The 17,334-nt window shown below is 72.8% G+C and carries 18 protein-coding genes; 11 read left to right on the top strand and 7 right to left on the bottom strand.

Annotation, left to right across the window (positions count from 1 at the left end; all coding sequences use genetic code 11):
* Positions 1–42: 42 nt before the first annotated feature.
* Genes OO014_RS09925 through OO014_RS09915 form a run of 3 tightly spaced genes read left to right on the top strand, consistent with a single transcriptional unit; the run spans position 43 to position 2,169 of the window.
* Positions 43–927: an aminoglycoside phosphotransferase family protein gene (locus tag OO014_RS09925; RefSeq protein ID WP_272462150.1), complete on the top strand. Its 885-nt coding sequence runs from the start codon at positions 43–45 to the stop codon at positions 925–927.
* 10 nt (positions 928–937) lie between these two features.
* Positions 938–1,249, top strand: a complete 312-nt coding sequence (locus OO014_RS09920) for a zf-TFIIB domain-containing protein (RefSeq protein WP_272462149.1) — start codon at positions 938–940, stop codon at positions 1,247–1,249.
* Positions 1,249–2,169 (top strand): amidohydrolase family protein, encoded by a 921-nt coding sequence (locus OO014_RS09915; RefSeq protein ID WP_272462148.1) that lies wholly within the window; start codon positions 1,249–1,251, stop codon positions 2,167–2,169. Before OO014_RS09920 ends, OO014_RS09915 begins: the two co-directional genes overlap by 1 nt.
* Before the next feature lie 147 nt (positions 2,170–2,316).
* Here OO014_RS09915 and OO014_RS09910 read toward each other — a convergent pair whose 3' ends face one another.
* Positions 2,317–2,835, bottom strand: a complete 519-nt coding sequence (locus tag OO014_RS09910; RefSeq protein WP_272462147.1) for an Lrp/AsnC family transcriptional regulator — start codon at positions 2,833–2,835, stop codon at positions 2,317–2,319.
* A 91-nt stretch (positions 2,836–2,926) separates the two neighbouring features.
* Here OO014_RS09910 and OO014_RS09905 point away from each other — a divergent pair, with 91 nt between their 5' ends.
* Positions 2,927–4,150, top strand: coding sequence for a trans-sulfuration enzyme family protein (locus OO014_RS09905; RefSeq protein WP_272462146.1), 1,224 nt, complete (start codon positions 2,927–2,929; stop codon positions 4,148–4,150).
* Positions 4,151–4,363: 213 nt separating this feature from the next.
* On the opposite strand, the gene OO014_RS09900 is transcribed toward OO014_RS09905, so the two are convergent.
* A complete protein-coding gene (locus OO014_RS09900; RefSeq protein ID WP_272462145.1) occupies positions 4,364–6,073 on the bottom strand; it encodes an alpha/beta hydrolase in 1,710 nt (569 codons plus the stop codon).
* A 120-nt stretch (positions 6,074–6,193) separates the two neighbouring features.
* Here OO014_RS09900 and OO014_RS09895 point away from each other — a divergent pair, with 120 nt between their 5' ends.
* The 3 genes from OO014_RS09895 (at position 6,194) to OO014_RS09885 (ending at position 8,006) form a co-directional block, all read left to right on the top strand.
* Complete coding sequence (locus tag OO014_RS09895) at positions 6,194–6,919, top strand: DsbA family oxidoreductase (protein WP_272462144.1); 726 nt, start codon at positions 6,194–6,196, stop codon at positions 6,917–6,919.
* Between the two features lie 75 nt (positions 6,920–6,994).
* On the top strand, positions 6,995–7,180 hold the full coding sequence (locus OO014_RS09890) for a hypothetical protein (RefSeq protein WP_272462143.1): 186 nt from the start codon (positions 6,995–6,997) through the stop codon (positions 7,178–7,180).
* Complete coding sequence (locus OO014_RS09885; RefSeq protein ID WP_272462142.1) at positions 7,173–8,006, top strand: 2-phosphosulfolactate phosphatase; 834 nt, start codon at positions 7,173–7,175, stop codon at positions 8,004–8,006. Before OO014_RS09890 ends, OO014_RS09885 begins: the two co-directional genes overlap by 8 nt.
* A gap of 3 nt (positions 8,007–8,009) precedes the next feature.
* Here the strand turns inward: OO014_RS09885 and OO014_RS09880 are convergent, their stop codons facing one another.
* Entirely contained in the window at positions 8,010–9,395 is a 1,386-nt protein-coding gene (locus OO014_RS09880; RefSeq protein WP_272462141.1) for an NAD(P)/FAD-dependent oxidoreductase, read from the bottom strand.
* 151 nt (positions 9,396–9,546) lie between these two features.
* Here OO014_RS09880 and OO014_RS09875 point away from each other — a divergent pair, with 151 nt between their 5' ends.
* Positions 9,547–10,917 carry an aspartate aminotransferase family protein gene (locus OO014_RS09875; protein WP_272462140.1) on the top strand — a complete coding sequence of 457 codons (1,371 nt, stop codon included), beginning with the start codon at positions 9,547–9,549 and terminating at the stop codon, positions 10,915–10,917.
* A gap of 87 nt (positions 10,918–11,004) precedes the next feature.
* Here OO014_RS09875 and OO014_RS09870 read toward each other — a convergent pair whose 3' ends face one another.
* Both OO014_RS09870 and OO014_RS09865 read right to left on the bottom strand, forming a co-directional pair.
* A complete protein-coding gene (locus tag OO014_RS09870; RefSeq protein WP_272462139.1) occupies positions 11,005–12,447 on the bottom strand; it encodes a nitronate monooxygenase in 1,443 nt (480 codons plus the stop codon).
* 154 nt (positions 12,448–12,601) lie between these two features.
* Positions 12,602–13,372: an SIR2 family NAD-dependent protein deacylase gene (locus tag OO014_RS09865; RefSeq protein ID WP_272462138.1), complete on the bottom strand. Its 771-nt coding sequence runs from the start codon at positions 13,370–13,372 to the stop codon at positions 12,602–12,604.
* Between the two features lie 75 nt (positions 13,373–13,447).
* On the opposite strand from OO014_RS09865, the gene OO014_RS09860 reads away from it, so the two are divergent.
* From OO014_RS09860 to OO014_RS09850, 3 genes are all read left to right on the top strand, one after another.
* Positions 13,448–14,413, top strand: coding sequence for an L-lactate dehydrogenase (locus OO014_RS09860; protein WP_272462137.1), 966 nt, complete (start codon positions 13,448–13,450; stop codon positions 14,411–14,413).
* A 62-nt stretch (positions 14,414–14,475) separates the two neighbouring features.
* Positions 14,476–15,126 carry a TetR/AcrR family transcriptional regulator gene (locus OO014_RS09855; protein ID WP_272462136.1) on the top strand — a complete coding sequence of 217 codons (651 nt, stop codon included), beginning with the start codon at positions 14,476–14,478 and terminating at the stop codon, positions 15,124–15,126.
* A gap of 100 nt (positions 15,127–15,226) precedes the next feature.
* A complete protein-coding gene (locus OO014_RS09850; protein WP_420485497.1) occupies positions 15,227–15,982 on the top strand; it encodes a thioesterase family protein in 756 nt (251 codons plus the stop codon).
* 90 nt (positions 15,983–16,072) lie between these two features.
* Here OO014_RS09850 and OO014_RS09845 read toward each other — a convergent pair whose 3' ends face one another.
* Together OO014_RS09845 and OO014_RS09840 are read right to left on the bottom strand one after the other, a co-directional pair.
* Positions 16,073–16,603, bottom strand: a complete 531-nt coding sequence (locus OO014_RS09845; RefSeq protein ID WP_272462134.1) for a hypothetical protein — start codon at positions 16,601–16,603, stop codon at positions 16,073–16,075.
* Between the two features lie 146 nt (positions 16,604–16,749).
* Entirely contained in the window at positions 16,750–17,169 is a 420-nt protein-coding gene (locus OO014_RS09840) for an OsmC family protein (protein ID WP_272462133.1), read from the bottom strand.
* Positions 17,170–17,334 lie beyond the last annotated feature (165 nt).

Below are 17,334 nucleotides of genomic sequence, written 5' to 3'. Positions count from 1 at the left end.
GCTCGCAATGGTGCCATCGCCGCGCCCCGTAGCGTGCTCGTCATGGAGCGACACCTCGACGACTGGGTGATGTCGTATGCCGCTGAGCTCGGTCCCGCTGCCCCGCGGGCTGCCGCCTCACGCTGGGTCGCGACGCCGTCGGGCGCCCGGCTGGCGTTCGTCGGCGGTGCCGTCGTCAAGCTGCACCGGGCCGGCACCGATCGCGGTGCGCTCGAGGCGAGGCTGACGGCAGTCGCCCGGAGCGCACTCGCGACCGTCTTCGTGCCGCCCCTGTCGCATCGTGTCGCGGCCGCACCGGACGGGTCCCCGGTGACGGCCTGGCCCGAAGTCGCCGTCCTCGACGCCGATTCGGAGATCCCCTGGGCGGAGATCGGCCGGCTCCTCGCCCGGTTGCACCGCCTGCCAGTCGACCCCGGCCTTCCCGACCACGGAGCGGTCGAGCGGCTGCGCCGAGCCCTCGAACGGGCCCGCGGACTCGCAGGCCTCGCCGACCGGACCCTGCTCGTGCAGCTCGGCGAGCGCCTGCTTCGGGAGGCGCACGAGGAGCGCCGCGTGCGGGAGCGAGCTCAGCGGCATACGACCTCGGTGGTCCACGGCGACTTCCATCTGGGCCAGGTCGGCCAATGGGACGGCGACTGGCGCCTGCTCGACGTCGACGACCTCGGGGTCGGCGACCCGGCATGGGACCTCGGGCGACCAGCCGGCTTCTGGGCCGCCGGGCTCCTCGCCGACGCGGACTGGGCGCGCTGCCTGGACGCGTATCGGGACGCCCACGGGCCAGCCGTCCCGGCCACGGGCGACCCCTGGCCGGCGATCGACCTCCCGGCCCGCGCCGCGGTCCTCGTCGCGGCCGTGCGCACGCTGTCGCGGGAGCTGGACAACGAGGACACCGCCGGCGCCCTGTTGGCTGCGTGCCGGCGAATGTGAGGATGGGGTCATGTCACAGCAGCCGCCCCCCTTCCCTGGCCAGGACCGCACTGGCGCCGCCGGCTACCAGCCGCACACGTACGTCTGCCCGAAGTGCCAGGGCACGATGCGCACCTACGACCGCAACGGCGTCCACGTCGAGCAGTGCGACCAGTGCCGCGGCCTGTTCCTCGACTTCGGTGAGTTCGAGCACCTGACCCAGCTCGAGAGCCGCTTCGTCGCCCAGCCTCCGCCGGCGCAGTACGGCGGACCGCAGTGGGGCAGCCGCGGCGGGCACCAGTACCGCCGGAAGGGGCTGGCCGGCCTCTTCTTCTCCAGCTGATGGCGGGGCGGATCGACCACGCCGCGGAGGTCGCCGCGGTGCGGGGCGTGGCGGCGTCGCTGGGCCTGCCCGGGATCGTCGACGTCCACACCCACTTCATGCCGCGCAACGTCCTCGAGAAGGTCTGGGCGTACTTCGACGCGGCGGGGCCGCTCGTGGGACGGCCGTGGCCGATCCGCTACCGGCACGAGGAGGAGGAGCGGGTGGCGCGGCTGCGCGACTTCGGCGTCCTCGCCTTCACCTCGATGCTCTACCCCCACCGGCCCGGGATGGCCGAGTGGCTCAACGCCTGGGCCGCCGACTTCGCCGCCCGGACACCCGACTGCCTGCACACGGCGACCTTCTACCCCGAGGCGGGCGCAGCCGACTACGTCGGCACCGCTCTCTCTGCCGGCGCGCGGGTCTTCAAGTCGCACATCCAGGTCGGCGACTACGACCCGGCCGACCCCCTCCTGGACCCGGTGTGGGGCCAGCTCGCCGAGGCGGGCGTCCCCACGGTGATCCACTGCGGGTCCGGTCCCGTGGCCGGACGGTTCACCGGGCCCGAGCCGATCCGGCAGGTGCTCGCGCGGCACCCTCGGCTGCCGCTCATCATCGCCCACATGGGCATGCCGGAGTACTCGGACTTCCTCGACCTCGCGGCCGCGCATGAGCACGTGCACCTCGACACGACGATGTCGTTCACGCCGTTCACGGATGAGCTGATGCCGATGGACCCGTCGACCGTGGCGCGGTTGGCCGACTTCGGCGACCGGATCCTCTTCGGCAGCGACTTCCCCAACATCCCCTACAGCTACACCGTCGCCGTGGATGCGGTGCTGGGGCTGGGACTCGGCGACGACTGGAACCGGGCGGTGCTGCACGACAACGCCGTCCGGCTGTTCTCGCTGGCGCCGTTGGGTGGTCGACCCGCCAGCTGAGCCCGCACGTCGACAAGTGCGCACTCGTGGTTGCGGAGGCAGTTCGCCGCACCAGTGCGCCCTGCTGCACGCACCGCTGCGAAATCACGGCACCGATCCCAGAAGTGCGTCGTTGTGGGGCCGGGTCCGGGTTGGCGTCTCGCCGGTTCAGCCGAGCTGGTTGGTCCCGGCGATGCGCTCGAAGACGAGACTCGTCTGGGCGTGGGCGACGCCCTCGACCGAGGTGAGGTGGTCCAGCACCATGTCACGAAGGTCGTCACTCGTCGGCGCCGTGACGTGCACGAGGAAGTCGTCCGCCCCCGCGACGTGGTAGGCGGCGATGACGCCCGGGACGGCAGCGATCCGCTCGCGAAACGAGTCCATCGACCCGCGCGTGTGCACGGCGAAGCGCAGGGCGATGATCGCCTCCATGGGCCGTCCCAGCGCGGCGTGGTCCACCTCCGCATGGATGCCGCGCACGACGCCCGACTCGCGGAGTGAGCGGATCCGGCCGGCACAGGTCGACTCGGGCAACCCGACGCGGCGGGCGATCTCCGCATTGGAGAGCCGGCCGTCGTCGAGCAGGGCCTGGACGATGGCACGGTCGGTGTCGTCGAGCGGGCGCGGCGGCACGGGGGCGTAGGGGCCTCGCGGATTCCGCGTGGCCGGCTGTCGATCCTCGGTCACGATCGGAAGGATCCCCCACTGACAGGCTAGTTGTCGAGGTTTCGACGGAAATATTGCTCGGATTCGGCTGGATCGGTGAGCATTGTTGGCCATGAACCCGGAGACAACGGCCGTGCACGCCGGACGCGAGGACTGCACCGCCCTCGGCGTCCACGTGCCACCCCTTGACCAGTCGAGCACCTATCCCCTGCCCTCCGTCGACGCCGGCGGGGCCGCCTATGAGCGCATGGCGACCGGAGGTCGGCCCGAGGCGGGCGACTCCCTCGTCTACCAGCGGCTCTGGAACCCCAACGTCGACCGGTTCGAGCGGGCGCTGGCCAGCCTGGAGCACGCCGACGAAGGGGTGGCCTTCGCGTCCGGCATGGCCGCCATCACCGCCTGCCTCGTCGCGACCGTGGCTGCCGGCCGGTCGCACGTGGTCGCGATCCGCCCGCTCTACGGCGGCACCGACCACCTGCTCGCCACCGGGCTCCTCGGCACCTCGGTGACCTGGGCGACGGCGGACGAGGTCGCGGGCGCCATCCGCCCCGACACCGGCCTCGTCGTGGTCGAGACCCCCGCCAACCCCTCGCTCGACCTCGTCGACCTGCGGGCCGTGGTGGCGGCGGCCGGTGACGTCCCGGTCCTCGTCGACAACACCTTCGCGACCCCGATCCTCCAGCAGCCCCTCCAGCTCGGTGCGACCTTGAGCGTGCACTCGGCGACCAAGTTCCTCGGCGGCCACGGCGACCTGCTCGGTGGCATCGTCGCCACGAACGCCGAGTGGGCCGTGCGACTGCGTCAGGTCCGCGCCCTCACCGGTGGGCTGATGGCGCCCACGTCGGCCTACCAGTTCCACCGCGGGCTGCAGACGCTGCCGATGCGGGTTCGTGCCCAGCAGGAGACCGCCCAGGTCGTCGCGGCGTGGCTCGACCGGCAGTACGGCGTGGCCCGGGTCGCCTACCCCGGCCTGCCGGGCGGGGACCCGCAGGGCCTGGTCGGCACGCAGATGGCCGGACCCGGCTCGGTCCTGGCCATCGTCCTCGAGGGCGGCTATGCGGCTGCAGCCGCCTTTGCGGAGAGCTGCCGGCTCATCACCCACGCCGTGTCGCTCGGCGGGGTGGACACCCTCATCCAGCACGCTGCGGCGTTGACCCACCGCCCGGTGGCTCCGGAAGCACGGCCCAACGCCGGCCTCCTGCGTCTCTCCATCGGTCTCGAGCACCCGGCCGACCTCATCGAGGACCTCGACCAGGCCCTGCGCGCAGCGCGGGCGGCGGCTGACGTCACGCGCGCTCCGGCCGACCTCCGGGAGCTCGCGACCTCCGCCCCCTGACCGCCACGCACTCAACTCGAGTGGCCCCGTCATCCACATCCCGGCTCCCGAGGGTTGTGGAGGGCGAGGCCACTCGAGTCAGCGGCGACCTTGGGAGCGAGCCCGGCGGCATACGGTCGAGGTGTGGACGGCGGGGCCACTCGAGTCAGCGGTGCCCGGCGGCATCCGTCGAGGTGTGGACGGCGGGGCCACTCGAGTGACCCGTCCAGCCCCTCACTGGGCGCGGTGGACCGCCTGCTGCACTCCGGCGATGATGCGCGAGTAGTCGTCGTCCGGCTCGCCCCCGAGCACCGCACCCCAGGCGGGCACGAGCTCGGCGCCGTAACGGTGCCCGAACCCGTCCGCAGGGTCGTGGCCCACCGCCATGTCCGTCGTGAGCTGCCAGAAGGTGACGAACGGGATCCAGGTGACGTCGGGGTTGACGTCCCGCCCGCGCGGCTCCCGCAGCCAGTCCGGCTCGGCGCCGAGGATCGACGGGTTCCACCACACGACCGGGTCCGACGGGTGCTGTGCGTAGACGTAGCGCGGGAAGGACCACTCGCCGTAGTCGCGGCCGTAGTAGTCGTGGGTCAGTTCCTCCGCCCTGGTGGCGAAGCGGAAGTGCCAGCCGTCGTCGATGACCGGCGCGATCGCCGGGCTTCCCGGTGTGCGGGCTCCGGTCAGCTCCGCATGGATGCCAGTGAAGCTCGGCGTGCCCACCCAGACACCGCCGTCGGCACGACGGAGCATGTCGTCAGAGTCGACGAAGGCGGCATGCCCGCCGTAGGAGCCCAGCGACTCGCCTCCGACGACGAGCCGGGGGCGCCGGTCCTCCGGCAGGGTCGAGATCTCGGCCTCGATCCGCTCGAAGAGGACCCGGCCTGCCTCCCGAGGGGTCTCGCGGTCGGTCAGGAGTGCGACCGCGCTCGGGACATAGCTGTACTGCATCGCCGCGATGGCGCTGTCCCCGTCGCTGAGGTACTCGATCGCTTTGGCGGACCAGTCGTCGACCCAACCGGTGCCGGTCGTCGTGATGACGGCGAGGACCTTCCGCTCGAACGCGCGGGTGCGCCGCAGCTCGGCCACCACGGCGTCGGCGACCTGCTCGATCGTCCGGTCGTCCCCGCGCCCGGCATAGACCCGGATCGGCTCCTTCGCGGTGCGCCCGGTCGCCGCCCGGATCAGCGACGCCTGGGAGACGCTGGTGACGAACATCTGGCCCTGGTAACCGAGGCTCGCATAGCTCTCGCGCGACCCGGGACCCCCGGAGACGAACGCCGACGCGGGCACCGAGCGCCCGGCGGGCTGGCGGGCGTTCATCTGCGCCGCGCTCGCGGCCATGGCCTGCATGCCCTGGTGGAAGAGGACGTTGTCGGACAGCCAGAGCGTGGCCGTCCCGACGACCACGACGGCGACGATCGAGGCGAGCGTCCGCGGCAGCACCTGCCCGGCGGCCTCGGCCAGGCGGTGCGTCGCGCGGCGCAGGCCCCGGGCGATCGCCAGGAGCAGGGCCGCGAGCGCCACCGCGACCGCGATGGCCCCGACCCAGTCGACCGGCCGCAGGGGGCTCAGCCCGAGGAACTCCGCGGTCCGTCCCTGGGAGCGGACGTTGGACGCGGTGAGGGCGACGACGGCGACGACGCTGAGGATCGGCAGGATGACCCTGAGGACGTGCTCGGTCTCCCGACTTACGGACACCCGGAGCCGGACCAGGCGAGCGAGCCCACGCACGACCCACGCGAGCACGACCCCGAGGCCGTAGCCCGCCGCAGCGCAGAGCCCGCTGATGACGCCTTGGTAGTACCAGGTGCGCGGCAGCAGGCTCGGCGACATCGAGATGAGGAAGTAGGCGGCCGCGAAGAAGAGCCCGGTCGCCGACAGGTGCCACCACCGGTCCGGCCAGGCCCGATCGTGGGTCGACACGGAGGTCGACGTGGAGGACATGAGCACACCCTAGGCACGCGTGGACCTCCCGCGCGTCCGGTTTGACCCGGACCCGCGGTCAGGGGTCGATCGGCGGACCCCGGCAGCCCCCTGCCTCCGCAGGAGATAGGTTGTCGAGTCGTGAAGATCGACATCTGGACCGACATCGTCTGCCCGTACTGCTACCTCGGGCGACGCCGCTTCGAGCTGGCGCTCGAGCGGTTCGAGCACCGCGACGACGTCGAGGTCCAGTGGCACAGCTTCGAGCTGGACCGCAACGCCGAGCCGGTGAGTGAGCATGACCTCCCCGGTCTCATCGCCGCCAAGTACGACACCTCCCGCGAGGAGGCCGTGGCGCAGCACGAGCGTCTCGCCGCGGAGGCGGCCGATCTCGGGCTCGAGCTCAACTGGCGCACGGCCCGCCACGGCAACACCTTCGACGCCCACCGGCTCGTGCACCTCGCCGCCGAGGTCGGCGGTCCGGAGCTCGCCGGTCGGGCCCACGAGCGGCTCATGCGGGCCTACTTCACCGACGGCCGGGCCATCGGCGACCGTGAGACGCTCGTCGAGCTGGCGCCGGAGCTCGGGCTCGACGCGGACGCGGTCCGCGACATGCTGGGCTCGGACGACTTCGGCAACCACGTCCGCAGCGACGAGGCGACGGCGAAGATGCTCGGCATCACCGGCGTCCCCTTCTTCGTCCTCGACCGTCGCTACGGCATCTCGGGCGCCCAGCCGGTCGAGGTCTTCGAGCAGGCCTTCGCGCAGGCCTGGGCCGCCAAGGACGAGGAGCGCGAGCCGGCCATGTCGGGCGGCGGCTGTGGCGGCTGCGGCCCGGACGGTTGCGGCGGAGCCTGCAGCGCCTGACACCCGGCGACAGCGCGACGTCCGGAGGGGCACCTGGCGAGCCCAGCGGCATACGGCCCGCGTAGCGTGGGGACCATGTCGCATCCGGTGATGTTCGACGCGCACGACCCTGACTGCCTCCGGCTCCGGGACATCTGCCTCGCCCTCGGCGCGTCGCCGCCGGACCGGGTCGACTGGAGTGAGATCGCTGAGCTCGTCGACGCGTCCTACCGGCTCACGGCGCCCGCCCGACTCGTGAAGGAACTCGATTCCCGTGCGTGACAGCTGGAGCCAGGACGATGGGACGATCCGCGTCGAGTGGGGTCCCGTCGGGGCCGAGTCCCTCGTGTCGTATGCCGCTGAGCGCGGTCCCGTCGTCGCCGTCGTCGTCGACGTGCTGAGCTTCACGACCACGGTGTCCGTCGCGGTCGAGAGCGGGATGACAGTGTGGCCCTACCGGTGGAAGGACGACTCGGCGGTCGCCTTCGCTCGGCGTCATGACGCCGAGCTGGCACTGGGCCGCCGGGCCGCGTCGACCCGGGGCGGGATCAGCCTGTCGCCCGTGTCGGTCCGCGACGCCGCCGGCTCGTGCGAGCGCCTGGTGCTGCCGTCGCCGAACGGTTCGACGATCAGCGCCCTGCTGGACGGGGCCGGCGCGGTCGTGGCCGCCGGCTCGCTGCGCAACCGGTCGGCCGTCGGGGCCTGGGTCGTGCGCAGGCTCGACGCGCTGGCGGCCGAGGCCGGACGGCAGGGCCGCGTCGGCGACCCGGCCGTCATCATCGTCCCCGCGGGCGAGCGCTGGCCCAACGGCACCCTCCGGCCGGCGGCCGAGGACCTCTGGGGCGCGGGCGCCGTCGTCGACGCCGTCGTCACCAAGCTCGAGCACCGCGCCGGGCCGATGCTGCTCAGCGCCGAGGCCGCGGTGGCCCTCGCCGCGTGGTCGTGGGTCGCGGACCGGGTGGGGCCGTCGCTCGAGGCGTGCGCGAGCGGGCGAGAGCTGGTCGACGAGGGGTTCGCGGAGGACGTGCGGATGGCGGCCGAGGTGGACGTCAGCCGCAGCGTGCCGGTCCTCGTCGACGGCGCCTTCCGGCTCGCCCCGACGCGCTGACGGTCACTGGCCGACGGCGCTCCAGAAGGCGGCCGCCGCCCGGGACGGCCGGCCGGAGCGCCGCTCCGAGCGGTCTGCGGCGCTCATGAGGGCGGTGACGGCGTTGACCCCGAGCCAGCGGAGTGGTTCCGGCTCCCACGAGCGTGACGTCCGGCCCGCCCACGGCAGCGACCCCAGGTCGTCGGGGTCGTCCTCGCGGATCATCGCGGCCAGGGTGCGCCCGGCCAGCGCGGACGTCGCGACGCCGTCCCCGACGTAGCCGCCGGCGAAGGCCAGCCCGGTGCGCCGGTCGTGCCGCACGGCTGGGTACCAGTCCCGGGGCACGCCGAGGTTGCCGCCCCACGAGTGGGTGAACTCGACGTCGCGCAGGACGGGGAAGAGGTCGACGAGGACCCGGCGGAGAGTCGCGTGGACCCGCTCGTCCCGGTCGTAGGCCGGGGCCACCTTCGACGCGTAGTGGTAGGGCGCCCCCCGACCGCCGAACGCGATGCGCCCGTCCCGGGTGCGCTGGCCGTAGATGACGAGGTGCCGGTTGTCGGCGAAGGTCGCGCGGTCGTGCAGCCCGATCTGCGCCCACACCTCGTCCGACAACGGCGCGGTCGCCGTCATCAGTGAGTAGACGGGCGCGAGGCTGCGTCGCCGGCCGGCCACCGTCGCGGTGTAGCCCTCGGTGGCGAGCACGACGTGCTCGGCCCGGATCGTGCCGTGCCGGGTGGCGACATGGCGGCTGTGGACGTCGGTCGCGGCGGTCTGCTCGTGGATCCGCACCCCGCGGCGCTCGACGGCGCGTGCGAGGCCGCGGACGAGCCGGGCGGGGTGGATCGCGGCGCAGTGGGGGGTCCAGGACCCGCCGAGGGCTCCGTCGACGGCCGCGATCTCGTGCACTCCGGCCGCGTCGAGCAGGCGGTGGTCGTCCTCGCCGAAGCCCCACGCGGCGTAGTCGGCGACGTGAGCGCGGATCCGTTCGAGCTGGGCTGCGTTGCGCGCCACGGACAGGGAACCGCCCTGGTCGAAGTGGCAGTCGATCCCCTCCGCCGCGGCGATCCGGCCCACCTGCGGAACGGTCTCGTTGAGCATCCGCTGCATCCGCACCGCGCCGTCGCGGCCCCGGTCGACCGCCATCCGCTTGAGCGAGGTCGGGAAGAGCGCGGAGCACCAGCCGCCATTGCGTCCCGACGCCCCGAAGCCGGCGATCTCCTTGTCGATGACGACGATCCGCAGGCCCGGGTCGGCGACTGCCAGGTGGTAGGCGGTCCACAGCCCGGTGTAGCCGGCCCCGATGATCGCCACGTCGACGTCGGTGTCACCGGTGAGCGGGGGTCGGGGGGTCAGGTCGTCCCCGGCCGTGTCGTGCCACAGGCTCAGGCTCCGGTACTCGGACGGGGGCATAGTCGGCAGTATGCCCCCATTCCACATCGATGAGGAGGTCTGGAGGCGACCGATTTGCTCCCTCAAGCGTCCTTGACCTTCGGAATCAGTCGTCGAACTTCTACCTCGCCACCACTTCCGTAGCGGCGCGAGGAGAGGCACGATGGCCCCCATGACCCACCACGCGCACCTGGACCGGACCCGCCTCGCCGCGCTGCACGCCAGAGAGCTCGAAACCTTCCGCGCCGCCCGCCCGAGGTCCGCCGCCCTGGCGGAGCGAGCCCGGGCCCACCTGCCGGGCGGCGTGCCGATGAGCTGGATGGCCAAGTGGCCGGGCGAGTTCCCGGTCTTCGTCGAACGGGCCGAGGGGGCTCACTTCACCTGCGTCGACGGCATCGACCACGTCGACCTCTGCCTCGGCGACACCGGCGCGATGATGGGCCACTCCCCCGCCGCCACCGTCGAGGCCGTGACGGCTCAGCTGGCGCGAGGCATCACGACGATGCTGCCCACGGAGGACGCCATCGCCGTCTCCGCCGGGCTGTCCGAGCGCTTCGGACTGCCCTTCTGGCAGTTCACCCTGACGGCCACCGACGCCAACCGTCACGCGATCCGCTACGCCCGGCACCTGACCGGCCGCGGCAAGGTCGTCGTCCACGACTACTGCTATCACGGGTCGGTCGACGAGACGTTCGCGACGCTCGACTCCGCAGGCCGGACGGTGAGCCGGCGCAGCAACATCGGCCCACCCGTCGACCCGGCCGAGACGACGCGCGTCGTCGAGTTCAACGACGTCGACGGCCTCGAGCGGGCCCTGGCCGAGGGGGATGTGGCGGCGGTCCTCGTCGAGCCGGCGCTGACCAACATCGGCATCGTCCTGCCCGACCCCGGCTACAACGAGGCGGTCCGCGAGCTCGCCACCCGCCACGGCGCCCTGCTCATCAACGACGAGACCCACACCATCTGCGCCGGCCCGGGCGGGGTCACCCGCGCCGACGACCTCCACCCGGACTTCCTCGTCATCGGCAAGTCGATCGGCGGCGGTGTCCCGTGCGGCACGTTCGGGTTCACGGCGGAGGTCGCCGACCGGATCGCCCGCTCGGTCGACCTCGAGGACATCGACGTGGGCGGCATCGGCGGCACCTTGGCCGGCAACGGCCTGTCGATGGCGGCGATGCAGGCGACGCTCGACCAGGTCATGACGCCCGAGGCGTTCGACCACATGGTCCCCCTCGCGCAGGCCTGGGTCGACGGCGTCCAGGCCGGGATCGACAGCGTGGACGCGCCCTGGCACGTCACCCGGCTCGGCGCGCGGGGGGAGTACAACTTCTCGGCCGAGCCGCCCCGCAACGGTCGCGAGGCCCACGACGCCGACGACTTCGAGCTGCAGCAGTACCTGCACCTCTACGCGCTCAACCGGGGCATCCTGCTGACGCCGTTCCACAACATGGCGCTCATGTCGCCGGCCACGACCCGCGCCGACGTCGACGCCCACACGGTGATGTTCCACGAGTGTGTGGGGGAGCTGTTCAGCCAGCCCTGACCCGACTCAGCAGCGGGCTGGAGCCGGCTCAGCGGCATACGACATCGGCCGTATGCCGCTGGGCTCGCTTCCGGACGTGAGGTGGCGTCAGGCGACGGTGACGTGGGCGAGGAGGAAGGCAACCGCCTGGGTGGCGGACCAGCCGCCGGGGTGCGCCTCGAGGAGGCGGCGGGCGCCGTCGAGGTCCTGCCCGAGCGTGACGGCCGGCATCTCGACGTAGCCGTCGCGGCGGTGCTGGCCCATGCCGACATCCGCCATGAGGGCGTTGCAGAGGCACTTGCGGCCGAGGGTGGCCTCGAGCGAGCCGCCCTTCTTGACGTAGGCGTCGACCGGCTCGGCGGCGCACCGGTAACCGACCGACCCGTCGGTGCGCTCGAACGGCTCGCGCAGGTAGGACAGATCGCAGAGGCGCGGGCGGGCGGCGTACTCGTCGGCCTCGGAGAGCGTGCCCGGCAGGCTGGCCACCTTGAACGGGAAGCCGGTCGGGGACGCTGCCGGGTCGTTGCGCACGACGAGGGTCCCGGCCCCGAGCTCACCGAGCAGCTGGGCCCGGATGTCGGCCGTGATGCCGGACTCGTCGCAGAGGGCGAAGATCGTGCCGACCTGGACGCCCGCGGCACCGGCCGCGAGCGCCTCGGCCACGCGCTCCGGGGTGCTGTAGGCGCCGGCGAGCCAGAAGGGCAGGCCGAGCTTGGCCATCGCCTTGAGGTCGGCGAGGTCGCGGTCGCTGTAGACCGGCTGCCCGTCCTCGTCGAGCATCAGCTTGCCGCGCGGCGGGGCACTGTGGCCACCGGCGACCGGGCCCTCGACGACGAAGCCGTCGGGTCGGATCGACTCGTCGCGGTGCAGGTAGCCCGCGAGGCTGTGCAGCGAGATGATCGCGAGGAACTTCGGGCGGGTGAGGACCGGCAGGTGGGCGCCGAGCACCTCGACGGGGTCGATCGTGCTCGTGTGGGTGCGCGTCGAGTCCTGGACGTCGATCGTCAGGGTGCCGGGGCGGCCCGCCGCGAGGTCGGTGAGCAGCTGCGGGATCTCGCGAGGGATGCCGGCGCCCATGAGGACGTAGTCGACGCCCGCGAGGACGGCCCCGAACGCCGCCGAGGGGGTGGCCATCTGGACCTTCTCGAGGAAGTTGATCCCGACGAGGCCGTCGTGCCCCTCCTTGGCGAGCCAGACGTGGGCGAAGTTGCCGAGGACCGACATCTCGACCGCGCCGCGGCTCGGCGTGATGGTGAGGGTCGGGTTGGGCCGGTAGGCGCTGCCGGGGGCGCGACCGCCGTCGATGAAGTAGCGGTCGAGGGCGCGCTGGACCATCTCCTGGTCGGGGAAGGCTGCCAGGGCCCGACGCAGGTGGCCGCCGGGATCTCCGTCCTGGAGGCCGCGCGCGAGCACTGCATCGAGAGCCGTGCCCGACACCACGCCGAGCTGGCCCTGCTGGGAGACCGCCCGTGCCAGCGGCCACGCCGACACGTTGACGCCCATCCCGCCCTGAATGACGACAGGAACGCGCTGCGCTCGGTGCTCGCCCATGAACAAAACCTCCGCGACCGTAACCTACGCTTCCGTAGGTTGCTTGGGACAACGGTACGCCCCCTCGGAGGGTGCTGATGACCAGAGACCGGCCTCAGGACGGGTCCGTCTCGGATGGCAAACGAGTTTCAGGGGTTGAACGGATTGGGAGCAGTCAAGCGGCCGGCCCGTGGCCCGACACGGCGTCGACGAGGGCCGGCAGCGCGACGGCGGCAGTCTCGCGCCACGTGTGGTGCGCGACGTGCGAGATCTCCGTCTCGACCGGGTTGACCTCGACGACGACGGCCCCGGCGCTGCGGGCGACGGAGGGGAGGCCGGCGGCGGGGTGGACGATCCCCGACGTCCCGACGACCAGCACGAGGTCCGCCGCCTCGGTGCGGTCCACCGCCTCCTGCCAGGCGTCCGCCGGGAGCGGCTCACCGAACCACACGACGCCCGGCCGGATCGCCGCGCCGCACGTCGGGCACCGCGGAGGGTCCACCCGGTCACCGCCCTCCGGGACGTTCGGCAGGGCGCCGCGATAGGGCCGCGCACACGCCTCGCAGCGCCAGCCCGAGAGCGCGCCGTGGAGGTGGACCACGGCGGTGCTGCCGGCGCGTTCGTGCAGGTCGTCGACGTTCTGGGTCACGACGGTGACGTGCTGGCCGTTGCGGTCCGCCCAGCGCGCGAGAGCCACATGTCCCGCATGGGGCTCGACCGTCGCGACGAGGCCGAACCGCCAGAGGTACCACGCCAGGACGAAGGCCCGGTCGCGGCGCCAGGCCTGCGGCGTCGCCAGCTCCTCGGGCGAGTACTGGGCCCAGAGACCGCTCTGGGCGTCGCGGAACGTCGGGACACCGCTCTCCGCGGACATGCCTGCGCCGGTGAGCACGAGGACGTGGCGAGCCGCACGAGCGGCGGTGAGCACGGGCTCGGGCACCGTCATGCGGACCAGCGTGGCACACCGGCCCCGGCCCCCTAGGTTGGGCACTGGCAGACGTCCACCGGACCGGAGAAGACCATGACCGAGACCCCTCGCCGGCGCACCACCAAGCTCGGCATCGTCGGCGCAGGAGCCGTCGGCGCCACCCTCGCCTATGCCGCCCTCATGCGCGGGGCAGCGCAGACCGTCGCGCTCTATGACATCGACGCGGCCAAGGTGACGGCCGAGGCGCTCGACCTCGGCCACGGCATCCAGTTCATGCCGATGGCCCGCGTGGTCGGGTCCGACGACGTCGACGTCCTCGCCGACTGCGACGTCATCGCCTTCACGGCCGGGGCCAAGCAGAAGCCGGGCCAGACGCGGCTCGACCTGGCCGGCACGACGATCGCGCTCGTCCAGAAGCTCATGCCCGAGCTCGACCGGGTCGCACCGCACGCCGTGCACCTGCTCGTGACCAACCCCGTCGACGTCGTGACCTATGCCGCGCTGAAGACCTCGGGGCTCCCCCGGGAGCGGGTCTTCGGCTCCGGGACCGTCCTCGACTCGTCGCGCCTGCGGTTCCTGCTCGCCGAGCACACCGGAGTGGCGGTGCAGAACATCCACGCCTACATCGCCGGCGAGCACGGCGACTCCGAGCTGCCGCTGTGGAGCTCTGCCTCGATCGCCTCGGTGCCGCTCCTCGAGTGGAAGGGGCTCGAGGGCCGTGGGCCGCTCGGCGCCGACGACCGCGAGCGGATCGCCCGCGACGTCGTGGAGTCCGCCTACCGGATCATCTCCGGCAAGGGCGCGACGAACTACGCCATCGGCCTCGCCGCCTCGCGGATCATCGAGGCCGTCGTCAACGACGAGCGGCGCATCCTGCCGGTGTCCTCGCTGCTCGAGGACTACCACGGCATCAGCGACGTGTGCCTCTCGGTGCCGACGCTCGTGCACGCGGCCGGAGCGGGGGAGACCGTGGAGGTGTCGCTGACCGGGGAGGAGCTCGCCGGGCTGCGCCGGTCGGCCGAGGCCGTGCGGACGACGGCGCGACAGTTCGGCCTCTGACCCCGGCCGCACTCGCCGAGACCCTGCCGCCTCGTTTCCCGCGGTGCGGCCATGATGGGTGGGTGAGCGTCGCACGCGAGACCTATCATCACGGCGACCTGCGCCGCGCCCTGGTCGAGGAGGGGCTGGCCCTGGCGAGCGCGGGCGGCCCGGACGCGGTCGTGCTGCGCGAGGCGACCCGCCGGGCAGGGGTGTCCGCGAATGCCGCGTACCGGCACTTCGCGGACCGCGACGCGCTGCTCGCCGCTGTCGTCTCCCGAGCCCAGGCCCGGGCCGCCGACGTCATCGCCGAAGCGATTGCCGAGGTGGACGAGAGCTGCGACCCTGCGGCCCTGGCCCGCGCCCGCTTCCGCGCGGTCGGGGTCGGCTACCTCCGCTTCGCCCTCACCGAGTCGGGGCTCTTCCGCACTGCGTTCGCCGTGCCCACGGACCTCAGCCGGTCGGCGTCCCCGGAGGCCGCCGGGGCGAGCGGGCGCACTCCCTTCCAGCTCCTGTCCGACCAGCTCGACGAGATGCTCGAAGCAGGAGCCCTGCCGGCAGCCGAGCGGCCCGGGGCCGAGCTGCTCGCCTGGTCCGCGGTCCACGGGCTCGCCATGCTGGCGCTGGAGGGGCCGCTCCGCGACCTCCCGCGCGGCGCCATCGAGGCGCTGACGCCCCGGCTCGTCCGGATGGTCGACCTCGGCCTCGGGGTGGTGAGCCCCGCCGTAGGGTGACCCCGTGAGCACGCAGGAGTCCTCCCCCGACCAGGCCGCCGACCAGTCTCCCGAGGCGACCTTCCCCCTCGAGGCCGGCGTCCCGGCCTTCTACCGGCGCCTGGACGAGGACCTCTATGCACCGACGATCCACGTCCAGGGCGCGTGGCGTGACGACGAGCAGCACATGGCCCCCGTTGGTGGCCTGCTCACGCACGCCATCGACCGGCACGAGCCACGCGAGGGCATGCAGCTGGCTCGGGTGAGCTTCGACATCCTCGGGATGATCCCGGCCCGCCCCAGCCGGGTGTCGGTCCGCACCACCCGTCCCGGCCGGAGCATCGAGCTGGTCGAGGCGGTCCTGTCCGTCGACGGGCGGGACGTCGTCCGCGCCAACGCCTGGCGCCTCGCGGCGCACGACTCCTCACCGGTGGCGGGGGTCGAGTTCGAGCCGATGCCCGGGCCGGACGCGTTCCCCGAGTGGCGCGGGGCAGAGCTCTGGCCGGGCGGCTACATCCGGGGCGTGGAGTTCCGCGCCGACCCGGCGCGGCGTCCGGGCCGCACGCGCACCTGGATCCGCACCGAGCACGGCCTCGTGCACGAAGAGGCGTGCTCGCCGACCGCCGACCTCATCCGCCTCGTCGACACCGCCAACGGTATTGCGGTGCGGGTCTCCCCACGAGAGTGGATGTTTCCCAACGTCGACCTGACGATCCACCTCTTCCGAGAGCCGGTGCGCGGCTGGGTGGGTTTCGACACGAAGGTGACGATGGGCACGACAGGCATGGGCCTCACCTCGACCACCCTTCACGACGAGCGGGGGCCGGTGGGCCGCGCGGAGCAGATCCTCACCGTCCGCCAGCTCCAGCAGGACTGACCCAGCCCCGCGCGCGACGACACGCCCGTATGCCGCTGGGCTCAGCGGCATACGCCGGTTGCCTCGGCGGGTGGCAGGGTCAGCCGGACGTCACTGCGTGACAGGGACGTTCGCGTTGAGCTCGATCGCCGCGGAGCACTCGCTCTCGAGGTCCAGGGTCTGGCCGGCCAGGCTCGCCCGGTAGTCGACCGCGGCGCCGTCCGCGCGCTGGCCCGAGACGGTGAACTCGGCATCGCCGGACTCGGGCGTGAACGAGCCGGAGATGGTGAAGTCGTTGGCCTCGAGATGCGAGCGCATCGCCTCGGCCGCGGACTTCGCGTTCTCGACCGGCTGGCCGAGGAGGAGGAGCTGGAGGGTGTGCTTGCCCGGCACGCCGGTGCAGGCCTGGCCACGGAGCGCGCCGATCCCGGCCACCGACCAGGGCCGGCTGTCCTCGAACGTCCAGCCGCTGGTGCCCGTCGCGCCGACGAGGGACTCGGCGAGCGGCACGAAGTCCTTCGCGACCTGCTCGGGTGACCGGTTCTGCGCCGCTCCGGCGCCACCGGCGGAGCAGCCGGTCAATCCGAGGAGCACGAGGGCCAGGCCCGCGCGGGCGACCCCCCTGGTCGTGCGGCGGCCCATCAAACGTCCTCACGTCGAAGCGGATTCATGCGGCGCCCGCCCGGACGCCCCGTGGAGCGTAGCGCGGGCACTCACCCGGTGAGACATCGAGATCCGCATCGAGCCGACGCGGCGTGATGATCACCAGCGCGCATGTTACCGGCCAGTCACTCGACCCGTGACGTGACCTCCGCACCGAGCATGACCGTGCGGCTGACGGTGCAGAACTCCTCGTGCGAGCGGCGCACCAGGCTGGGCAGGATCGTCCGCGCAGCATCGCCGCCCTCCCCCTCGGGGAAGCGGACCCGGAAGGTCACCTCGATGTCCTTGAGGTGGTTGCCGTCCTCGTCCTTGACCTTGTCGGCCGTCACCTCGATCTCGAAGCTCTCCGGCTCGGCCCGACGCGTCGTCACCGTGTCGACGTCGACTGCGGTGCACCCGGCGATCCCCGCGAGGAGCAGCTCGACGGGCGACAGCTCCTCCGTCCCGGAGCTCGTCGTGATGGAGCCGCCGCGGTCGTTGCGGACGGTGTAGTGGCCCATGGAGTCTCGCGTCAGCGTGACGCGGCGCAGGTCCTTGTCAGTCATGGGGATCAGCCTCTCAGATCAGTGGTCGGGGTCAGTGCCAGGCATCTGCGAGCAGCTCGAGCGAGCGCTTGCGGGCCTCGGGGTCGAAGGCGCCACACGTGACGATGACCTCGTCGACGCCGGTCGCCCGAGTGAAGTCGGCCAGCTGCTCGCGCACGCCGGCCG

It is taken from the genome of Intrasporangium calvum (assembly GCF_028446585.1).
Classification (GTDB): Bacteria; Actinomycetota; Actinomycetes; order Actinomycetales; family Dermatophilaceae; genus Intrasporangium; species Intrasporangium calvum_A.
The sequence above is the reverse complement of the archived record's forward strand: the minus strand, read 5'-3'. Positions and strand labels throughout refer to the sequence as shown.